The sequence below is a fragment of the Faecousia intestinalis genome (genome assembly GCF_040096185.1).
In the GTDB taxonomy this organism is placed as follows: domain Bacteria; phylum Bacillota; class Clostridia; order Oscillospirales; family Oscillospiraceae; genus JAZOXB01.
Genome location: NZ_JBBMFF010000182.1, coordinates 1 through 18,695 on the forward strand (window position 1 = coordinate 1; position 18,695 = coordinate 18,695).

Here is an 18,695-nt window from a genome sequence, read left to right on the forward strand (position 1 = left end):
TCGCAAACGTGCGAAGGGCACGCCTGCGGCGTGCCCTTCGTGCGCTGCAGCGAGCCGCTGCCCCATTCAAACGAGAGCCCAGTGAAACGGGTCTCGTTTGAGAGCTTGTCAAAAATCCTTTTTTGACAAGCTCAAGGGCAGGGTCGTTTGGCCCTGCCCGCCGTTTTTTATTTCCCGCATTTGCCGCAGCTGCAGCAGGCCGCGCCGTTTTCCGCCGTGCGGCAGCGGCGCTTGCGATACTCCGTCGGCACCTCGCCGTAGACCTCGCGGAATGCCTCGGTAAAGCGGCTCTGGCTCTCATAGCCGACGGCCTTGGCAATGGCCGCGATGTCGTCCTGCGTCTGCGTCAGGCGTGCGGCGGCCGCCTCCATGCGGTGCTGCTTCATATGCTGCGCGATGGACGAGCCGTAAACGCGCTTGAAGGCGCTTTTCAGCGTCGTTGTATTCATCAGGAACTCGCGCGACAGTGCCTCGATCGTGATGCGCTCGGAAAGATGCTCCGTGAGATAGGTGTGCACGCGGCGGATGATCTCCTCCTGCGAGGCCTGAAAGTCCACGGTCTTCTCCGGACAGGCGATCTCCATGACGCGCTCAACGATCTCGTGCAGCAGACGGCTCTCCTCCGTGTCTGCCGCGCGGTAGTAGACCTCCTTGCCGTCGCGGCGGCTGATGAGCAGGCCGCTCTCCGTCAGGGAGCGCAGATGGTGCGACACGGCCGGGCTGGACATCTCCAGCATGGCGGCCAGATTGATGACGCATGCCTCCTGATGGCTGAGCAGCCAGAAAATGCGCACGCGCGTCGGGTCGCTGAGCTGCTTGAATACCTCGGCGGCAGCCGCAAAATGCGCCACCTGCATGACCTCCTGATGCAGGCTTGCCGCCTGAGACGACGTGCCGTGGTCGTGGGGAAGCTGAAATTCTGCCATAGTCTCTCTCCGTTCTCCGTTTTGGAAATTCCGTTCGCCCGTTCCGAAACAAGACGGCCGAACCGCTTGCATTTTGGGTCCGCATCCAGTATACTACAGTCACAACGATTAAGCAAGCATTGAATCGTTCCAATACTCATTCCTTCCGGAGCGCCGCTGGCGCGCAAGGAAAATTTTCAGGAGGTTTATCATGAAGAAAACGTATCCGATCGAAGTTGACTGCGCAAACTGCGCAAACCTGATGGAGCAGGCCACGAAGAAAACCGAGGGCATCGCCGACGCGACCGTGAATTTCATGACGCAGAAGATGATCGTGGAGTTCGCTGAGGGCGCCGATCCCAAGGATGTCATGAAGCGCGTTCTCAAGGCCTGCAAGAAGGTCGAGCCGGACTGCGAGATCGAGCTTTGACCCTCCCGGCGGCGCATCGCAAGATACGCCGCCTTTTCCTTTGGGGTGACCTCTAAATCGATCTGCGGCGGTGGATGACGGAGCTTTTTCGCCAATCCATCGGTTTGGAAGGTTTGTGGTACACAAAGTACAACTGCACCTTCCAAACCTCGCCTTGACAAAAAAGTCTCTCGCCGTCCACTCTTGCAGATTGATTTCGAGTTCCCCTTCCCTTTTGAAAAATAGAAAATCAGAAAGAGAGGTAAACCGAGCATGAACAAAAAGCAGAAAAAAATGCTCATCCGCATCGCGATCACGGCAGTCATGCTCATCGCGCTTGCATTCCTCCCCCTGACCGGCATCTGGCGGCTCCTGGCCTATGTGGCCGCCTACCTCGTCATCGGCTACGATATCCTCCGCAAGGCAGGCATCGGCATCATCCACGGCCGCGCCTTCGACGAGTGCTTCCTGATGGCTATCGCCACGCTCGGCGCGTTCTTCCTCGCCGTTTGGACGAAGAGCGGCGACTACGTCGAGGGTATCTCCGTTATGCTGTTCTACCAGATCGGCGAGCTGTTCCAGAGCTACGCCGTCGGCAAGAGCCGCCGCAACATCAGTGCGCTGATGGACATCCGTCCCGATTACGCCAACATCGAAAAGGACGGCAAGCTCGAGCAGGTCGACCCGGATGAGGTCGCCGTCGGCAGCATCATCGTCGTGCAGCCCGGCGAAAAGGTCCCGCTGGACGGCGTCGTCGTCAGCGGCAATTCCACCCTGAACACCAGCGCCCTGACGGGCGAGAGCCTCCCCCGCGATGTGGCCGAGGGCAACGAGATCATCAGCGGCTGCATCAACATGAGCGGCGTTCTGAAAATTCGTACCACAAAGGCCTTCGGCGAATCCACGGTCTCGAAGATCCTTGACCTTGTGGAGAACGCCAGCTCCCGCAAGTCCCGCTCCGAGGCGTTCATCTCCCGCTTTGCCCGCATCTACACGCCTGCCGTATGCATCGGCGCGGTGCTGCTGGGCGTTGCCGTGCCGCTGCTGCGCATGGCCTTCGGCGCAGACGCGCAGTGGGTCGACTGGGTCTACCGCGCGCTGACCTTCCTCGTCGTGAGCTGCCCGTGCGCCCTTGTCATCAGCATTCCCCTGAGCTTCTTCGCCGGCATCGGCGGCGCAAGCAAGGAGGGCATCCTCATCAAGGGCTCAAACTATCTGGAGGCCCTTGCCGCAACGAAGGTCGTCGTGTTTGACAAGACCGGCACCCTGACGCAGGGCGTGTTTGAGGTCACGGCCGTCCACCACAACGAGCTGGACGCCGATAAGGTGCTGGAATATGCCGCACTGGCCGAATGCGCCTCCTCTCACCCCATCAGCAAAAGTCTGCAGAAGGCCTATGGAAAGCCGATCGACCGCAGCCGCGTTACGAATGTCGAGGAGATCAGCGGCCACGGCATCACGGCGACCGTTGACGGCCACAGCGTCGCCGCAGGCAACGCCAAGCTCATGAAGAAGCTCGGCATCGAATACCACGACTGCCACTGCGTCGGCACGATCATCCATATGGCGGTCGACGGCGCCTACGCCGGTCACATCGTCATCTCGGATATTGTCAAGCCGCACTCCGCCGAGGCCATTGCCCGCCTCAAGAAGTCCGGCGTCTCCAAGACCGTCATGCTCACGGGCGACGCGCGCCGCGTAGCCGAGCAGGTCGCAGGCGAGCTGGGCGTCGACGAGGTCCGCAGCGAGCTTCTGCCGGGCGACAAGGTCGCCGAGGTGGAAAAGCTGCTGGCAGAAAAGTCCCCGAAGACCAACCTCGCCTTTGTCGGCGACGGCATCAACGACGCACCCGTTCTGACCCGCGCGGATATCGGCATCGCCATGGGTGCCATGGGCAGCGACGCCGCCATCGAAGCCGCAGACGTTGTGCTGATGGACGACGATCCCCTGCAGATCGCCAAGGCCATCCGCATCTCGCGCAAGTGCATCGGCATCGTGCGGCAGAACATCGTGTTCTCCCTCATCGTGAAATTTGCCTGCCTTGCCCTGACGGCCGCCGGTATCACGAACATGTGGGCCGCCATCTTCGCCGACGTCGGCGTGATGATCCTCGCCGTGCTCAACGCCATCCGCGCCCTGCGCGTCCACAATCTCTGAGTTGAAATGATCCCCAAAAAATTCCGGGCCTGCTGCATTTTTTGGCAGCAGGCCCGGATGTTTTTACCGGTTATTTTAAGGCAGCTCCGTCATAGAACGCGCGGCCGACGACCGCGCCGAGGCGGACATAGGTCTTGTTGAACGAATCATAGGTGATGGGCGCGACCTTGTCCACGTCGACCTTGCCCTCCGGCGTGAGATAGGCCTCGTCCACGCTGACGTTCACGATCTCGCCGACGAGGCGGCAGCTCTCGGGGTCATAGCTCACGACGCGGCAGGAAACGGCGATGGGCAGCTCATCGATGCAGGGCGCGTCGACGAATTCGGACTTTGTGGCATGGAAGCCGGCGCGGGCGAACTTGTCCGGCACCTGGTTGCCGGACACCAGCCCGACATAGTCGCAGGCAACAACCTGCTCCGCCGTGCCCATGCTGACGGTAAACGCGCCGCGGGCCAATAGGTCCTTCACCGTGCGGTGCGACGGACTGACGCAGAACGACAGCTCCTGATCATCGCTGATGCCGCCCCAGGCGGCGTTCATGGCGCAGGGCGTGCCGTCCTCGCCATAGGCAGCCAGAATGAACACCGGCTGCGGATAAATGCTTGCATGTGCGCCAAAATTCTTTCTCATAAAGAAAAGCACTCCTTCTAAATATCAAAATTCGCAAAGCAGGCAGAAGCTGCTCCGGCGGCAGGTCAGCAGGCCGTCCCGCTGCATTTTGGACAGCTCATTGGACAGTGCGCTGCGTTCCACATTCAGATAATCGGCAAGCTGCTGGCGGTCGAATGGGATCGTAAAGCTGCGGCTCCCCGCCCGCCGCGCCTGCTCGCCAAGGTAGGACAGCAGCCGCGCACGAATGGTGCGCGGGCCGGTGTGCAGGCTGCGCCGGGAAAGCGCCAGATTTTTCTGCGCCAGCGTCCCGACGAGATTACGGATGATGCGGCTGTGGTGCTCGCAGGTGCTCGTGCACTGCGTCAGGATGCGCCTTGCGTCGAGGAAGAGCACCTCGCAGGCCTCGCTGGCCACGACGTCGACAAGCAGCGGCTCATCCGATGCACAGGCATAGGCCTCCGCAAACAGGTCGCCGGGCTCCGCGCGCCCGAGCAGCGTGACCGCGCCCTGCATGTCCGTGTGCTCGATCAGGACGCTCCCCGTGAGCACCAATCCCATATACCGCGTAGGCTCCCCCGCCCGCAGGATCCGTTCCCCGCGCGCAAAACGCCGGGGCGACGCGCCGAGGCAGGGCAGCATGGCCGCGATCTCCTCCGATGTTGCCCCGCGGAACAGCGGCGAGGCCAGCAGCGCAGCATCCTTCATTCTTTCTTCCTCTGTTGGTATTCCAACATACTTTCTCTTGTATTTGGGGTATGCTATCTGGTAACAGGGTCATGCAAACGCGCGGCCGGAAGGAGGATCATTATGGCTATTCTGAAAAACATCGCGCAGGAGCAGGTGCTCCCGCTTGCACAGCAGGTCGAGGCCGAGGCCGGGCAGATCGTCAGCAAGACGCTTGCCCAGAATGACGCCGTCAGCATCACGCTGTTCGCCTTCTCCAAGGGCGAGGAGATCAGTACACACGCCTCCGGCGGCGACGCAATGGTGCTCGTGCTCGAGGGCCGCGGCCGCTTTACCATCGACGGCAGAGAGCATTTCTGCTCCGCGGGCGAGAGCATCGTCATGCCCGCCGGGAAGCCCCACGCGGTCTATGCCGCCGAGGACTTCAAGATGCTGCTGACCATCGTGTTCCCGCAGAACTAAACCCGCACCCCGCCGAACGTGTAGTCGTAGAGGCCGCTCCACGGCAGCTCCCCGCGGATGCAGGGCAGATACTCCGTGATGAGCGTGACCGCCTGCGGCACGGCCTCGTCAAACAGGCGCTGCAGGACCGCATTGCTCTCGGTGCACTTTGGGTTTGGCTCGTAATTCACGATCATGCCGTGCAGGCCGTGGTACGCGCCGGCAAGGCGCATGCCGGTATACAGCGCCGTGCGCTTGGCACGGCCCGGCGCAAGGAACAGTGCGTTGCCCCGCAGGAACGTCCGGATCGCCCGCTCCGTCTGCCGGGGCGTCAGCTCATCCGGCAGCAGCTCCGCCATCACGGCCGCGCTGCGCGCCGAAGCATGCAGGTGGCCCGTCAGGCTCGTGCGGATCGGGTCCAGCCCGGCCTGCACCAGCAGGCTGCGGTCAAATTCGACCTCGATCTCCGTGTGAGCGACGCCGCTGCGCGCGATCTGCCCGGCGATATAGCCGTGGCAGGCGCGGTCCAGCGCAAAGTGGCACAAAAAACCATAGAGATACGCCGTTTCCGGCGCCGGAAACTCCAGCGCGGCCAGCTTCTCCCCTGCGGGGCGGAAGAAGGCCGCGCCGCTTTGTTTGTGCATCCGGTGGCCGAGGCGGCTGACGCGCCCGAGCAGCGGATGGTCAAAGAACAGAATATCCGGGCCATGCAGCCCAATGGAAAACAGATTCTGCTCCGGCCAGAGCAGCGACTGCATTTCCTGCGGCAGCGCCGCAAGCACCTCCCTGCCGAAGCAGAAGTGTGCATAAGTTGATGGCATGACGTCCACCTCGAAATCTGGAATCTGTGCATAGCATACCACATTCCGGCAGTTTTGAAAAGCGTTTTTCGTGCAGGGCCCCTGTTTGTTTTCAAATCCTTCACAGTTCTGACATTTGATTTTCACGCCGCTTTATGATATACTTATTGTTTAGAAAAACACATGTGAGGGTACCCGTTATGAAACACTGCTATCGGGCGGGCATCGACATCGGCTCAACCACCGCAAAGCTCGTTATTCTGGACGAACGCGGCGTCCTGTGCTATGGCGATTACCGCCGCCACTGTGCGCACACGCAGGAAACACTTGCCGAGCTGCTGGAGGACGCCTGTGCAAAGCTCGGTCCCTGCGACCTGCGCCTGAAGATCACCGGCTCCGGCGCCATCAACCTCGGCAAGGCCCTGAACATCGGCTTTGTGCAGGAGGTCGTTGCCGTGGCCTCCAGCCTGCAGGCCATTGCCCCGCAGACGGACGTCGCCATTGAGCTGGGCGGCGAGGATGCCAAGATCATCTACTTCCGCGGCGGGCTGGAGGAGCGCATGAACGGCGTCTGCGCAGGCGGCACCGGCTCGTTCATCGACCAGATGGCCGCGCTCCTGCAGACGGACGCCGAGGGGCTGAACCGCGCCGCAGCAGACTATCACGAGCTCTATCCCATCGCCGCGCGCTGCGGCGTGTTCGCCAAGTCGGATATCCAGCCGCTCATCAACGAGGGCGCAACGCTGCCGGATCTGGCAGCCTCTATTTTTCAGGCCGTCGTCAATCAGACGATCTCCGGCCTTGCCTGCGGCAAGCCCATCCGCGGCTGCGTCGCCTTCCTCGGCGGCCCGCTGCACTTCCTGCCGGAGCTGAAAAAGGCCTTCATCCGCACGCTGCACCTGACGCCGGAGAATATCGTCGATCCCGACAACTCCCATCTGTTTGCTGCCATGGGCGCTGCCCTCGAGGCGGGCGATGCCGAGCCGGCAGATGCCGCAGCGCTTGCCGCAAAGCTGCGCTCCGGCGTACAGATGGCCTTCGAACTCAAGCGTCTGCCGCCGCTGTTTGCGGACCGCGCAGAATATGACGCCTTCCGCGCTCGCCATGACCGCGCGCAGGTTCATAAGGTAGCGCTTCATCCCGGCCGGTGCTTCCTCGGCATCGACGCGGGCTCCACCACAACAAAGCTTGCCCTCATCGACGAGGACGGTGCGCTGCTGTGGTCGTTTTACGCCAACAATCAGGGCTCACCGGTGCAGACGGCCATGCACGCCATGCGCCTGCTCGGTGAACAGCTCCCGCCGGGCGCGGAGATCGCGCGCTCCTGCTCGACCGGCTACGGCGAGACGCTGCTGAAGTCTGCCTTCCTGCTCGATGACGGTGAGGTCGAGACCATCGCGCACTATGAGGCCGCTGCCTTCTTCGACCCGGACGTCGACTGCATTCTGGACATCGGCGGGCAGGATATGAAGTGCATCCGCATCCGCAATCACTCCGTGGATTCCATCCTGCTCAACGAGGCCTGCTCGTCCGGCTGCGGCTCGTTTATCGAAAATTTTGCCAATTCCCTCGGCTATACCGCCGCAGATTTCGCGCAGGAGGCACTGTTCGCCGCCCATCCCATCGATCTTGGCACGCGCTGCACCGTGTTCATGAACTCCAACGTCAAGCAGGCACAGAAGGAGGGCGCGACCGTGCAGGATATCTCCGCTGGCCTCGCCTACTCCGTCATCAAAAATGCGCTGTATAAGGTCATTAAGCTTGCCGATGCCCGCGACATGGGCCGCCATATCGTCGTGCAGGGCGGCACGTTCTACAATCAGGCCGTGCTGCGCGCCTTTGAGCGCATCGCGGGCGTCGAGGCCACCTGCCCGGATATCGCAGGCATCATGGGCGCGTTCGGCGCGGCCCTGATCGCCCGTGACCGCTGGACGGGGCAGCGATCGGCCATGCTCCCCATCGCGGACATTCTGAAGCTGCAATATACGACGCAGACCACGCGCTGCTCCGGCTGCGGCAACCGCTGCATGCTGACCATCAATGAATTCTCGAACGGCCAGCGCCACGTCACCGGCAACCGCTGCGAAAAGGGCCTCGGCGGCACGCCGAAGGAGAACCGTGCGCCGAATGTCATGGCCTATAAGCTCAAGCGCATGTTCGACTATCCCCCGCTGCCGGAGAAGGACGCGCCGCGCGGCCGCATCGGTATCCCGCGCGTGCTGAATCTCTATGAGAATTACCCGTTCTGGGCAACATTCTTCCGCCAGCTCGGCTTTTCCGTCCTGCTCTCGCCGCGCTCCACGCGCAAGATCTATGAGCTGGGCATGGAGTCCATCCCCTCAGAGTCGGAGTGCTATCCCGCAAAGCTGGCCCACGGCCATGTGCAGTGGCTCATCGACCACGGTGTCAGGACCATCTTCCACCCGTGCGTGTTCTATGAGCATCAGGAGACGCCCGGCGCACAGAACCACTTCAACTGTCCCATCGTCGTCTCCTACCCCGAAAATCTTAAAAATAACGTCGACGCCATCGGCGAGGACGGTGTGACCTATCTGCGCCCCTTCCTTGCCTTCACGGATGAGAAGACCGCCGCGAAGCGCCTGGCTGACTTCTGCAAAGAGACGTGGGGCATTTCCGCCTCGGAGACCCGTGCCGCCGTCCATGCCGCATGGCTCGAGCAGCAGCACGCAAAGACCGACATCCGCGCGCAGGGCGCGGCGGCGCTCGCGTGGATCGAGCAGAATCACGGCCGCGGCATCGTGCTGGCGGGCCGCCCGTACCACGTCGACCCGGAGATCAACCACGGCATCCCGGAGCTCATCGCCTCCTACGATCTGGCCGTGCTGACCGAGGATTCTCTTCCCATCGACTTCACGCCTGCCCGGCCGCTGCGCGCAAACGACCAGTGGGTCTATCACTCCCGCCTCTATACGGCGGCGGAGTTCGTCCGAACCCGCCCGGAGCTCGAGCTCGTCCAGCTCAACTCCTTCGGCTGCGGGCTCGACGCCGTCACGACCGACCAGGTCGCGGAGATTCTGGAGAAGAGCAACCGTCTCTACACCGTTCTGAAGATCGACGAGGTCTCGAATCTCGGCGCGGCGCGCATCCGCATCCGCAGCCTCATCGCCGCCATGGACCTGCGCGCCCGGCAGGGCATCCTCCCCACGGCAGGTCCCGTCCGCTATGAGCGTGCCGTCTTCACGGAGCAGATGCGCCGCGAGCACTGGACCATCCTCGCGCCGCAGATGTCCCCCATCCACTTCGATCTGCTCGGCCCGACGTTCCGCAAATACGGCTATCACATCGAAATTCTCGGCAACGACAACCGCAGCGCCATCGACACGGGCCTGAAATACGTCAATAACGACGCCTGCTTCCCCTCCATCACGGTCGTCGGCCAGATCATGAGCGCCATTCTGTCCGGAAAATACGACACAGATCATCTCGCCGTCGCCATGACGCAGACCGGCGGCTGCTGCCGCGCCAGCAACTATGTCGGCTTCATTCGCCGCGCGCTGGAAAAGGCCGGGCTCGGCCATATCCCCGTCATCTCCATCAATGCCAACGGCATGGAAAAGAATCCGGGCTTCCGCGCCTCTCCCGGCCTGCTGATGGATGCGTTCCGCTCGCTCGTCTACGGCGACCTGCTCATGCGCTGCCTGTACCGCGTACGGCCGTATGAAAAGGTCTCCGGCAGCGCGAACGCCCTGCACGCCAAATGGCGCGATCGCTGCGTCGCCTCGCTCACCAGCAGTCACGCCGGGCGGGACTACCGCCGCCTCTGCCGCGAGATCGTCGAGGATTTCGACGTGCTCCCGCTGGACGAGACGCTCCGCAAGCCGCGCATCGGCGTCGTGGGCGAAATTCTCGTCAAATACATGCCGCTTGCCAACAACCACCTCGTCGACCTGCTCGAGCGCGAGGGTGCGGAGGCCGTCGTGCCGGACCTCATGGACTTCATGAATTACTGCGTCTACAACGGCGGCTACAAGCACGAGTTCCTCGGCGGGAGCCTGGGCGGCGCGCTTGTCGGCCAGCTCGGCGTCAAGGCCATTCGTTACCTGCGCCGCCCGGTGCTCGACGCGCTCCAGGCCAGCCGCCGCTTTGAACCGCCTATGGAGATCGCGGACGTCGCCGAGCTGGCAAAGCCCTTCCTCTCCCTTGGCAACCAGTACGGCGAGGGCTGGTTCCTCACCGGCGAAATGGTCGAGCTCATCCGCATCGGCGTGCCGAACATCGTCTGCATCCAGCCCTTCGCCTGCCTGCCGAACCACGTCGTCGGCAAGGGCGTCATCAAGTCTCTGCGCCGCGCCTATCCCGAGGCCAATATCGTCGCCGTGGACTATGACCCCGGCGCATCCGAGGTCAACCAGCTCAACCGCATCAAGCTCATGCTCTCCACCGCACGCAAAAATCTGAACGCCCGGCCCGCCGACCCGCAGCCCGCTGCCGTCGTCTGACCGTCCCCGCGAAAAATCCGAAAAAAGCCAAAATAGTGCTTGCAAATTTCATCCGGATGTGCTATGATATCTAGGCAAAATGAAATCCGGGTGTAGCGAAGTTTGGTATCGCGCTTGAATGGGGTTCAAGAGGCCGCTGGTTCGAATCCAGTCACTCGGACCAAAAATCGGTGAGTTTCTGTCGAAACTTACCGATTTTTAATTTATTACGAAAAAAACCACTGGCCGGAAGGAGGCACTTCATAAGGAAGTGGCCTCCTTCGGCTTTTGTAATCAGCCGGAATGATTGAATTGTGGGTAAAATCAATCACATTGGAGGATTACAAAATGGAGAAGTACATCTACAACGAACAGAACGGACTTTGGTATCCACAAGAGTTAACCGACCGCATTTATCGCGGAAAGTATACTCCGTCTCCAGTAAGACGAGTTGAGATTCCCAAACCAGATAGCAAAGATGAGAAAATGAAGTATGTACGTCTGCATCTGGGTGAGCATATGCCTCTCGGACAGATTGAGAGAGAATATGGGATAGGAAATGCTCTTGTGGAAGCATGGGTCAAGAAATATCTGAAGGAAGGCGAGGATGCTCTGGAACCGCACAATGGCAATCCATATGCAGCACTGCATAGGAGCAAGTCACTGACAGAAGTGGAGCGTCTGCGACTTATGGTAGCAAAGCAGGAAGTAAAAATTGCGAGGCTAAAAAAGGGTACTGGTTGGAAGGAGCTGGTGCAAACAGGGAATACGTTACTGGCAGCGGAAAGACTACGAAGTTCTCGAAGAACTCAAAGTAAAATATCCAGTAGATTTTCTATGCAGAGTCATGGGGATCAACCGTTCCAGCCATTACAAATGGAAGGCGCGTCAAGGCCAGCTTAATGTCTCAATTCTTTTATTCTATGACTCTTTCCAAAAGTGAAAGGCAAATTGCCGCTACCGTTCCGGCGGCTTCTATTTGCAGATCGTTTTCTGCGGAAGCATCGAAAAGGATTTTTCCGGAAGCAGGGAATTCTTCGTCCGGCAGCCACAAATTGAACTTTATCGGAATGTGGGGCAAAAAAGAAAACAAAAAGGACAAATCAGATTTTTCCTGCAGTTCTGTTCCACCCAGCTTCGCAGCGGCTTCCCGGATTGCCTGAGGGTCATGCAGACCAATCCGGCTGATAATACGGTCATTATCCCGGTCAAAGCTTGTACCCTTTGCCAAGCCGCCGGAATGAAATTCGCTCAGGGCAAGGAATTTCCCCATGAGCGTAGTTCCTTTCGTATTTGCCAGATACTGCAAAATTGTCAGGTCGTGCCACATCTCCAGTGCCGGAGAAATCTGACATTCCGGCCAACTGATCCGAATAGGGATTCCCAAGGTTTCCGTGTCAAATGTCCTTCCATCCCAGCACAGTCCGGTCAGTACGGAAAGCTGAACAGGGTCTGCGCCTTCCAATTTCTGTCTGGCGGCAGAGCGCATCAATTCAAACTGTCTATTATTCTCCATCTTGCAAAAACTCCTGTAGGCCTGCCCGAATGAACCGGTCAATGGTCTGTTGTACGTTGTGCCAGTCCCGGCAATTGTTCTGAAGCATCAGCCGGTTAATGGTCAGGCAGCCGTGAATCTGGAAATAGAAAATGCTCTCTGCCTGCTCAAAGGTCAAATCGCTGTGCTGCATCAGATAACTGACAAAGCCTTCCTTGCTTTTGCCCGCCAGTTGTTTTATGATCCTTTCCGAGACAGTCTCATCCATAAACAGGGGCCAAAGCTCTTTATTCTCCTGTACCTTCTGGCAAAACGGATAGGTACAGGTTTCTTTTTGGGGACACAGTACATGACCTATGGTTTGACTCACGTCCGAGAAGGACTCCGTCACAATGTCGTCCAGCACATCATCTACATCAAAATAGTGGATGTAAAAGGTTCCTCGGTTGATGTCTGCCAGGCGGCAGAGCTCCGTCACGGTAATTTTGGAATAGGGCTTGATCCGCAAAAGCCCCATCAGAGCCTCCCGAATGACACTGCGCGTATACTTCGTCCGGCGATCTTTGGTGTTGATTTCTTTTCGCTGCAAAATATGACACCTTCCTCAACAGATTCTGGAAACTGTTTTGTTTCTGCACAGCTTCCAGAATCTGATTATTGTTAATCTGCTGACAATCAGTATAATGATATTGAAACAAAAAGTCAACAGGATGTCTACCAATTAACAACATGAGGAGGAAACTATGGCGAAGATTATTGCTGTAGCCGGAAAGGGCGGCGTCGGGAAAACCACGCTGACCGGTCTGATGATTCAATACCTGTGTAAGAACGGCAAAACACCCATTCTTGCGGTGGATGCGGATGCCAATTCCAATCTGAATGAGGTGCTGGGTGTGGAAGCTCCGCCCACCCTGGGAGAAATCCGGGAGGAAATCGAACGGGCAGGAATGTCACTAAATTCTCCCATTCCTGCGGGCATGGCCAAGGGTGACTACCTGCAAATGCGGCTGGAGGATGCCATTACAGAGGAAAAGGATTTTGACCTGATGGTCATGGGCCGCACCCAGGGCCAGGGCTGCTATTGCTTTGTGAATGGATTGGTGCAGACCCAAATTCAGCGACTGCAAGCAAACTACCCTTATCTTGTGGTGGATAACGAAGCGGGCATGGAGCATATTAGCCGTGGGCTGCTTCCCACCATGGATGTGGCAATTCTTGTCAGCGATTGCTCCCGCCGGGGCGTTCAGGCGGCGGGGCGGATCGCGGCACTGATGCAGGAACTGAACTTCAAGCCCAAGCAGATGGGATTGATCGTAAACCGTGCGCCGGATGGCAAACTGGATGCCGGCACTATGGACGAAATTCAGAAGCAGAGGCTGCACCTGTTTGGCGTAGTACCTCAGAGTGATGAGGTTTATCGCTATGACTGCGACGGAAAACCCACGGTTCAGCTGCCGGAGGATTCCCCTGTCCGGACGGCATTGGTGCGCATTTTACAGAACATCGGACTGTAAAGGAATAGGACCATGGAAAAAATCAACTATCTGGATCAATATGGTAGGAACAACTTGACGGAAAAGCCGTTGGAATACTATTTGGAAGCATTTGAAAAAACAGACCCATACAAAATCAGCCGCCGTTTAGGAATTCCATATGATCCCCTGCGCAAAGAATTCACCTTCTATTTTTTGGGTCAGACATATATCGCCCGCTGCTCAGATTTCCAGATTAACCCCGTTGATTCGGAGGACAACCTTTTTGGCAGAAACCCCAAGGCACGGATTCTTCTTCTGCGGTATTTGCTCTATTCCACTGTATATTTCCCGGATGGGGAGTTTAAATCCTACCGGGAATTTCCATCCGGGGAACTGTACTATGACGTTTTTCGCGGAAGGTGCATCCAACGGCTGCTCAGGATCTATTCGGGGCGGATTCCGGATTTCAAGGAAGCGGCTGTCAAGCTGGGAGGAATTCTGATCCCCGGTGGAGATGCCGCGGTTGAATTGGAGCTGTTTGACAATCTTTATATTCGCTTTCTTTTATGGGAGGGAGACGAGGAATTTCCTGCGTCCAGTCAGATCCTGTTTTCCAGTAATTTCCCGGCGGCATTTTCCGTCTACGATTTAACGGAGATCGTAGAAATTATTTTAGGTGTTATGAAGGAGAAAGAGGTACAGAAATGATCAACTGTCAGGAAGCCAGAAATGCCATCACAATTCTGGAAGTGGAATGTCCACAATGTGGAGACAGCGTTGAGGTGTTTGTCAAGGACGGTGTGGTCTGCACCGATTCGGTCTGCACCGAATGCGGCAATATCATTGAGCAGTCCACACCCATTGGAGATATGAAATGCGTTTAGCCGGAATTCAACAATTTCTGAAAGAACATCACCTTCCCTTTTAATACTGGGAAGAGGATGACTGCGGCAGTATTGAATTTGACCATCGTGGGCTTCACTATCATATTTGGGAATTTCCCGAACCAGAGCGTGGCGCACAGAGCAATGTTCGCATTGCAGGTCGTAGTGAGGAGTTTGGCGACAATTACGAAGAAGTGATTTTAGGGATTCTCAAGACATGGGAGGAATTTTGATGAAAATAACCGTATGCGGCAAGGGCGGCTGCGGAAAAAGCACCGTGACTACACTCCTTGCAAAAGAATTGGCTCGCATGGAAAAAAGGGTGCTGGTAGTGGACTCCGATGAATCCAATTTCGGTCTGCACCGTCAGTTGGGTGTCGAGTTGCCCAGAGATTTTACCGAATATTTTGGCGGCAAGGATAAAGCCTTCAAAACCATGATGACCTCCGGCATTCTGGACTCTATGAAGCTTTCTGCCTTTGCCAAGAAGTTTTTCTCCGAAGATTTCACCATGGCAGATATCCCAGAGGAATATTACAGTGAAAAAGGCGGAGTAAAGCTCATGTCCAGCGGAAAGATTCACAAAGCCAATGAGGGCTGTGCCTGTACCATGAACAGCATTCTGGAGCAGTTTGTTGCTCATCTGACCCTTGCGGAGGATGAAATTGCACTGCTGGATATGGAAGCCGGTGTGGAGCATTTTGGCAGGGGTACGGATAACTCCGTGGACGGCATTCTGATGATCGTAGACCCATCCTTTGAATCCCTGCGGCTGTCCGCCAAAATTGCGGATTTAAGCACGAGCATCGGCAAGCCCATCTGGTTTTGCCTGAATAAGGTGACTGAAGAAGCTGCGCAGATGATGGAAGAGGAAGTCGGTAAACATGGAGCGATTATTGGCAGAATGCCGCTGGATCACGATCTTGCTCTTGCAGGTCTCACCGGTACAGAGCTTCAAATGACAATTGCTCCAGTCCGTGAAATGGCCCAGTTTTTGATCCATTAACCAGAAGATATCGTTCTTGATTCTATCTAAGGAAATCATGATAAACTTAGAGCGTGCATCCACACTGAAGCTGCCTTTTGCGGCAACCGAGGATAGGATCGTCCGGATACAGGCCGAGGCCATATCGGATATTGAATAGGACTCCCAGAATTGTTGCTTCTGCATTCCGTGCAGTTTTCTCGCATTCGGAATGCGACGTATGCTTTGTAATGATATTTATCGCGCATCTGTCAAAAAATTATTTGAAATTTTTTGAAAAAACATGTCAGGAATGCGTTTCTGAAGACATATATAGGGTGAAGGGCATCCGAGTGTGGGTACCCGCGCAGGCCACGAGGCAGGGCCGCGCGGATATCGGAACCGCCCTCCTTTTCCCCGCTGTCCTTCCCGCGGTTTTTGACACCCGGGGCAGGCAAGGCGGCGGGGTCTCCCCTGCGCGGCCGGTCTCTTTCCCCCGGCTGCGCAGGGGTCTTCTCTCAGCTTGCCAAAAAAGTCCTTCGGGATCTCGCTGCGTTCAGAATCGCAAATAGAGTTTTGAAGCATTTTGTTTTGCAATTCTGCCGCCGCGGGTCATTAACGTGAAAAGGCACCTTTAAGAATTATTTTTCGATTTTTTCAAAGATATCTTTTCTTTTCTATGCGATTATGATATACTATTTTAATATGTATTTTGTTTTTTTGCAACTCGTAACATTATATTAACCACAAGAGGGGCGTGCAGCATATGGAGCATCGGCATATCCCTGCCGCAAAGGACGGCAGCATTCCCGACGCGAAAACGCGTTTTCGGCGCGGGCAGGACATTTTTCTGGAGGACGTATGGTACGGCCGCTGCGCGATCTGCGGCGAGCTGATCCGCCCGCCGAAGCTGTGGTACTGGTACCGGAACGGCCTTTTTCTGCTTCCCGCTGCAGCGTATTTTCCGATCCTTATCTGGCTCCTCAACCTGGCTGTCAGGACTGACGGTCCGGCATATCTGGCTTTCGTTCTGCTTCTGCTCACCTGCTTGTCACTCTTCGCGATCAGCGAGCTGATCGAGCGTGCCATTCTGACCTTCGGGCGGTGGCAGGAGTTTCCCACGGGTCTGAAAGCCAAACAGCTGCAGTTTCGCAGCGACCGAAAAAGCCAAAAGCGGATTTTCATTTGGTTTGGCATTTCTTTGACTTTCTATTTTGCCTATTTTGCGCTGATCTGCTTTTTCCGTCGCTGACAACGCCGTATGCCCCCCTCCCCGCAGCAGTAACTTCCGGCAGAAAGAAAGGAGCACCCTGCGATGAAGCTTGATTCTCCCGAAGCCCCAATCGCGCTCAGCCCGGTGTGGTTCGTGTGAGCACCGGAGGATGTAAAAAATGACAGAGATCGATGTGATCATGGGGATGCTGGACTGGAACAACAGCGCCGAGGAGCAGGCCGCCGGACTTGCGCAGGCGGCGCAGGTGGAAAACTTTCAAGTCTTTTTGCAGCCCTGCACGGAGCACTACAACAAAAACGTGTGGGACAATTGCGCAAAAGCTCTGGCAATGCGGTCGGATGCGGAATTAGACGCCTGTTTGGAAAACCTGTTGGCATGGCTGCGCGACATGAATTGGCCGGGCGCTTTTCTCATCCTCGAAAGGCTGCAGGCTTTTCAGAACTCGGCGGCACTCCATCGGGCGATCGCGGGAAGTCTTCTGTGCGCGCAGGCGCTTGGGGACGAGGTATGGGAGGAGAATCTCAGAAAACTGCAAAATTGTGAAAACACGATATCTACATAGGATGAGAGGAGGCCCCACATGCGCGAAGTTGATCTGGAACTGGATTATTGTCCCAAATGCGAAGCGGAGGAAACGCAGGACCCATTTCCTGCACAGGAACACTGCTTTTTTAACTCATTTGCAACGGTCGTGCAGTGCACAAAATGCGGAACGCGTTATGTTCCATCGCCCAAATCGGGAGTGATCATCACTCTGAACTGCTGTCTGTGGTTTTGGGTGAGTTTTTACTTGAGCAACAGCTGGCACTCTCCGGTGGCAACGATTGTGTTATTCCTGCTTGCCTTTCTGCAGTATGCCTTTGTCGGAATTTTGCTTCGCCGCTTCGGAACGTGGCGTCCGATTTCCGGAAATAAGCCCTTGGAACAGCAGGAATATCTGCTGCCCACGATCGTCTGGTCCATGCTCACGGCGCTGGGGCTGTCCCTGCTGGTGTTTGCCGTGACGGCCCTGATGCGATAAAGGAGGGATTCTTATGGAATTAAGCAGCTGCCCGCAATGCTCCGCCAAGCGGAATATCCCGCTCTCATTCAGCTTTTTTCTGACAAACCGGTTCCATCTGGCTCTTTCCTGCAGCCACTGCGGCGCGAGATATGTGCCCACGATGCTGCAGCGTATCGTACAGCTGATTCTACTGCTGGCGTTCAGCATTGGTTGTGGACTTCTTTACACGCCGCTCCTGCGGCTGGAATTCACCCTTTCTGCGGTTGGGACCTTCCGACTGCTGCCTCTTTGGGTGCTTGTAGTCCTGCTCGTGCTTGCACTGGCGCACTGGCTCCCGCTTCGCGTTCTGCCGTGGAAAAAGCTGGAAAGTACAGCCGCGTTCCACCGTGGACGATCGGTCTCTTTCTTTATCATTTCGATTGCGATTTCCTTTCTGGTAACAATGCTGATCAGCTTTCAATTTGCACCGGAAGCCCTGATGAGAGCGCTGTATTGATATCATTTTCGTTTGCCGGAGGCTGCTATGACATTTCAATACTATCCGCCGCAATTGCTGCAGAAGGCGCGGGAAACATATTGGGGTGAGCTTGCATGGCACGTCTGTGATATTCCGGATGTGCTGGAATACGCACACTCTGAAAATCTGGTCATTCTGGGTGGTGACGTGATCACGCCGCAGGAAAAGCACACCTACGACAACTGGTATTACAATATATCTCACAGCCTCACCATTGAGAAGAACGTACAGGCAAGCATTGACTTAACGCGGTCCTATATTGGAGCCTACGTCCGGAAGAATGGCAACAATTATCTGTTCGTTGTTAGCCTGACCAGACTGCTGTTTGTCAATGAGCAAATCGCCTGCACGGAACCGCTCCCTTAGCGCTTCTGCTGCCTCCCAGCAGAAAAACGAGCCCGCATTCCTGTTCCCGAAATCGCTTTACATCCTGTTACAGAACTCTTCCGAAAAAATTTTCAAATTTTTTTGAAAGAACCTGTCAGGAATGCGTTTCTGAAGACATATATAGGATGAAGGGGTCCCGCTCCCCTGCCCACAGGCGAAGAGGCATCGCACGCGGCGCAGGACCTGCCAAAAGCCGGGCCCCGGCCGTCCTCCCGCAGCCATTCCGGCGCGGGACGGCATGAAAATTTCCCTGCGCTGCCGGTCTCTTTCCCACCGGCAGCGCAGGGG

At 56.9% G+C, this 18,695-nt stretch carries 20 protein-coding genes and 1 tRNA gene; 15 read left to right on the forward strand and 6 right to left on the reverse strand.

Annotated features, from left to right (window positions below; translation table 11 throughout):
* Positions 1 to 167: 167 nt before the first annotated feature.
* Positions 168 to 926, reverse strand: a complete 759-nt coding sequence (locus tag WMO66_RS05585) for a metalloregulator ArsR/SmtB family transcription factor (RefSeq protein ID WP_349135407.1) — start codon at positions 924 to 926, stop codon at positions 168 to 170.
* A 190-nt stretch (positions 927 to 1,116) separates the two neighbouring features.
* Between WMO66_RS05585 and WMO66_RS05590 the strand changes: the two genes are divergently transcribed.
* Entirely contained in the window at positions 1,117 to 1,335 is a 219-nt protein-coding gene (locus WMO66_RS05590; RefSeq protein WP_349135408.1) for a cation transporter, read from the forward strand.
* A gap of 252 nt (positions 1,336 to 1,587) precedes the next feature.
* Complete coding sequence (locus WMO66_RS05595) at positions 1,588 to 3,471, forward strand: heavy metal translocating P-type ATPase (protein WP_349135409.1); 1,884 nt, start codon at positions 1,588 to 1,590, stop codon at positions 3,469 to 3,471.
* A 70-nt stretch (positions 3,472 to 3,541) separates the two neighbouring features.
* On the opposite strand, the gene WMO66_RS05600 is transcribed toward WMO66_RS05595, so the two are convergent.
* Positions 3,542 to 4,102: a flavin reductase family protein gene (locus tag WMO66_RS05600; protein WP_349135410.1), complete on the reverse strand. Its 561-nt coding sequence runs from the start codon at positions 4,100 to 4,102 to the stop codon at positions 3,542 to 3,544.
* A 24-nt stretch (positions 4,103 to 4,126) separates the two neighbouring features.
* Positions 4,127 to 4,789: a Crp/Fnr family transcriptional regulator gene (locus tag WMO66_RS05605; protein WP_349135411.1), complete on the reverse strand. Its 663-nt coding sequence runs from the start codon at positions 4,787 to 4,789 to the stop codon at positions 4,127 to 4,129.
* Positions 4,790 to 4,891: 102 nt separating this feature from the next.
* On the opposite strand from WMO66_RS05605, the gene WMO66_RS05610 reads away from it, so the two are divergent.
* Positions 4,892 to 5,230 carry a cupin domain-containing protein gene (locus WMO66_RS05610; RefSeq protein WP_349135412.1) on the forward strand — a complete coding sequence of 113 codons (339 nt, stop codon included), beginning with the start codon at positions 4,892 to 4,894 and terminating at the stop codon, positions 5,228 to 5,230.
* Here WMO66_RS05610 and WMO66_RS05615 read toward each other — a convergent pair.
* Positions 5,227 to 6,030: a zinc dependent phospholipase C family protein gene (locus WMO66_RS05615; protein WP_349135413.1), complete on the reverse strand. Its 804-nt coding sequence runs from the start codon at positions 6,028 to 6,030 to the stop codon at positions 5,227 to 5,229. The two genes, WMO66_RS05610 and WMO66_RS05615, sit on opposite strands and share 4 nt — an antisense overlap.
* Positions 6,031 to 6,209: 179 nt before the next feature.
* On the opposite strand from WMO66_RS05615, the gene WMO66_RS05620 reads away from it, so the two are divergent.
* The 3 genes from WMO66_RS05620 to WMO66_RS05635 all read left to right on the forward strand — a co-directional run bounded on the left by WMO66_RS05620 (position 6,210) and on the right by WMO66_RS05635 (position 11,351).
* A complete protein-coding gene (locus WMO66_RS05620; RefSeq protein WP_349135414.1) occupies positions 6,210 to 10,469 on the forward strand; it encodes an acyl-CoA dehydratase activase-related protein in 4,260 nt (1,419 codons plus the stop codon).
* 86 nt (positions 10,470 to 10,555) lie between these two features.
* A tRNA-Pro gene (locus tag WMO66_RS05625) sits at positions 10,556 to 10,632 on the forward strand.
* A 164-nt stretch (positions 10,633 to 10,796) separates the two neighbouring features.
* Positions 10,797 to 11,351: a helix-turn-helix domain-containing protein gene (locus WMO66_RS05635; protein WP_353963939.1), complete on the forward strand. Its 555-nt coding sequence runs from the start codon at positions 10,797 to 10,799 to the stop codon at positions 11,349 to 11,351.
* 13 nt (positions 11,352 to 11,364) lie between these two features.
* Here WMO66_RS05635 and WMO66_RS05640 read toward each other — a convergent pair whose 3' ends face one another.
* Positions 11,365 to 11,964, reverse strand: a complete 600-nt coding sequence (locus tag WMO66_RS05640; RefSeq protein WP_349135415.1) for a DUF3786 domain-containing protein — start codon at positions 11,962 to 11,964, stop codon at positions 11,365 to 11,367.
* A complete protein-coding gene (locus tag WMO66_RS05645; protein ID WP_349135416.1) occupies positions 11,954 to 12,532 on the reverse strand; it encodes a TetR/AcrR family transcriptional regulator in 579 nt (192 codons plus the stop codon). The genes WMO66_RS05640 and WMO66_RS05645 overlap by 11 nt, the downstream gene beginning before the upstream one ends.
* A gap of 154 nt (positions 12,533 to 12,686) precedes the next feature.
* On the opposite strand from WMO66_RS05645, the gene WMO66_RS05650 reads away from it, so the two are divergent.
* From WMO66_RS05650 to imm40, 9 genes are all read left to right on the forward strand, one after another.
* Positions 12,687 to 13,457, forward strand: a complete 771-nt coding sequence (locus tag WMO66_RS05650; protein WP_349135417.1) for an ATP-binding protein — start codon at positions 12,687 to 12,689, stop codon at positions 13,455 to 13,457.
* 12 nt (positions 13,458 to 13,469) lie between these two features.
* Complete coding sequence (locus WMO66_RS05655) at positions 13,470 to 14,126, forward strand: DUF3786 domain-containing protein (RefSeq protein WP_349135418.1); 657 nt, start codon at positions 13,470 to 13,472, stop codon at positions 14,124 to 14,126.
* Positions 14,123 to 14,302 (forward strand): hypothetical protein, encoded by a 180-nt coding sequence (locus WMO66_RS05660; protein WP_349135419.1) that lies wholly within the window; start codon positions 14,123 to 14,125, stop codon positions 14,300 to 14,302. Before WMO66_RS05655 ends, WMO66_RS05660 begins: the two co-directional genes overlap by 4 nt.
* A gap of 232 nt (positions 14,303 to 14,534) precedes the next feature.
* The gene (locus tag WMO66_RS05665; protein WP_349135420.1) at positions 14,535 to 15,308 is read left to right on the forward strand and encodes an ATP-binding protein; all 774 of its coding nucleotides are present in this window, start codon (positions 14,535 to 14,537) and stop codon (positions 15,306 to 15,308) included.
* Positions 15,309 to 16,032: 724 nt separating this feature from the next.
* Positions 16,033 to 16,518 carry a hypothetical protein gene (locus tag WMO66_RS05670; RefSeq protein WP_349135421.1) on the forward strand — a complete coding sequence of 162 codons (486 nt, stop codon included), beginning with the start codon at positions 16,033 to 16,035 and terminating at the stop codon, positions 16,516 to 16,518.
* A gap of 139 nt (positions 16,519 to 16,657) precedes the next feature.
* Positions 16,658 to 17,062: a DUF5071 domain-containing protein gene (locus tag WMO66_RS05675; protein WP_349135422.1), complete on the forward strand. Its 405-nt coding sequence runs from the start codon at positions 16,658 to 16,660 to the stop codon at positions 17,060 to 17,062.
* Between the two features lie 18 nt (positions 17,063 to 17,080).
* A complete protein-coding gene (locus tag WMO66_RS05680) occupies positions 17,081 to 17,521 on the forward strand; it encodes a hypothetical protein (protein ID WP_349135423.1) in 441 nt (146 codons plus the stop codon).
* 13 nt (positions 17,522 to 17,534) lie between these two features.
* Positions 17,535 to 17,999: a hypothetical protein gene (locus tag WMO66_RS05685; RefSeq protein WP_349135425.1), complete on the forward strand. Its 465-nt coding sequence runs from the start codon at positions 17,535 to 17,537 to the stop codon at positions 17,997 to 17,999.
* Positions 18,000 to 18,026: 27 nt separating this feature from the next.
* Positions 18,027 to 18,386: an Imm40 family immunity protein gene (gene imm40, locus WMO66_RS05690; protein ID WP_349135426.1), complete on the forward strand. Its 360-nt coding sequence runs from the start codon at positions 18,027 to 18,029 to the stop codon at positions 18,384 to 18,386.
* Positions 18,387 to 18,695: the final 309 nt, after the last annotated feature.

Bases quoted from the DNA above. Each gene is read 5' to 3' on its own strand.
- WMO66_RS05665 (WP_349135420.1), top strand. From the start codon at position 14,535: ATGAAAATAACCGTATGCGGCAAGGGCGGCTGCGGAAAAAGCACCGTG.
- WMO66_RS05685 (WP_349135425.1), top strand. From the start codon at position 17,535: ATGGAATTAAGCAGCTGCCCGCAATGCTCCGCCAAGCGGAATATCCCG.
- WMO66_RS05585 (WP_349135407.1), bottom strand. From the start codon at position 926: ATGGCAGAATTTCAGCTTCCCCACGACCACGGCACGTCGTCTCAGGCG.
- WMO66_RS05675 (WP_349135422.1), top strand. From the start codon at position 16,658: ATGACAGAGATCGATGTGATCATGGGGATGCTGGACTGGAACAACAGC.
- WMO66_RS05635 (WP_353963939.1), top strand. From the start codon at position 10,797: ATGGAGAAGTACATCTACAACGAACAGAACGGACTTTGGTATCCACAA.
- WMO66_RS05595 (WP_349135409.1), top strand. From the start codon at position 1,588: ATGAACAAAAAGCAGAAAAAAATGCTCATCCGCATCGCGATCACGGCA.
- WMO66_RS05590 (WP_349135408.1), top strand. From the start codon at position 1,117: ATGAAGAAAACGTATCCGATCGAAGTTGACTGCGCAAACTGCGCAAAC.
- WMO66_RS05660 (WP_349135419.1), top strand. From the start codon at position 14,123: ATGATCAACTGTCAGGAAGCCAGAAATGCCATCACAATTCTGGAAGTG.
- WMO66_RS05640 (WP_349135415.1), bottom strand. From the start codon at position 11,964: ATGGAGAATAATAGACAGTTTGAATTGATGCGCTCTGCCGCCAGACAG.
- WMO66_RS05655 (WP_349135418.1), top strand. From the start codon at position 13,470: ATGGAAAAAATCAACTATCTGGATCAATATGGTAGGAACAACTTGACG.
- WMO66_RS05670 (WP_349135421.1), top strand. From the start codon at position 16,033: ATGGAGCATCGGCATATCCCTGCCGCAAAGGACGGCAGCATTCCCGAC.
- imm40 (WP_349135426.1), top strand. From the start codon at position 18,027: ATGACATTTCAATACTATCCGCCGCAATTGCTGCAGAAGGCGCGGGAA.
- WMO66_RS05600 (WP_349135410.1), bottom strand. From the start codon at position 4,102: ATGAGAAAGAATTTTGGCGCACATGCAAGCATTTATCCGCAGCCGGTG.
- WMO66_RS05680 (WP_349135423.1), top strand. From the start codon at position 17,081: ATGCGCGAAGTTGATCTGGAACTGGATTATTGTCCCAAATGCGAAGCG.
- WMO66_RS05650 (WP_349135417.1), top strand. From the start codon at position 12,687: ATGGCGAAGATTATTGCTGTAGCCGGAAAGGGCGGCGTCGGGAAAACC.
- WMO66_RS05605 (WP_349135411.1), bottom strand. From the start codon at position 4,789: ATGAAGGATGCTGCGCTGCTGGCCTCGCCGCTGTTCCGCGGGGCAACA.
- WMO66_RS05615 (WP_349135413.1), bottom strand. From the start codon at position 6,030: ATGCCATCAACTTATGCACACTTCTGCTTCGGCAGGGAGGTGCTTGCG.
- WMO66_RS05610 (WP_349135412.1), top strand. From the start codon at position 4,892: ATGGCTATTCTGAAAAACATCGCGCAGGAGCAGGTGCTCCCGCTTGCA.
- WMO66_RS05620 (WP_349135414.1), top strand. From the start codon at position 6,210: ATGAAACACTGCTATCGGGCGGGCATCGACATCGGCTCAACCACCGCA.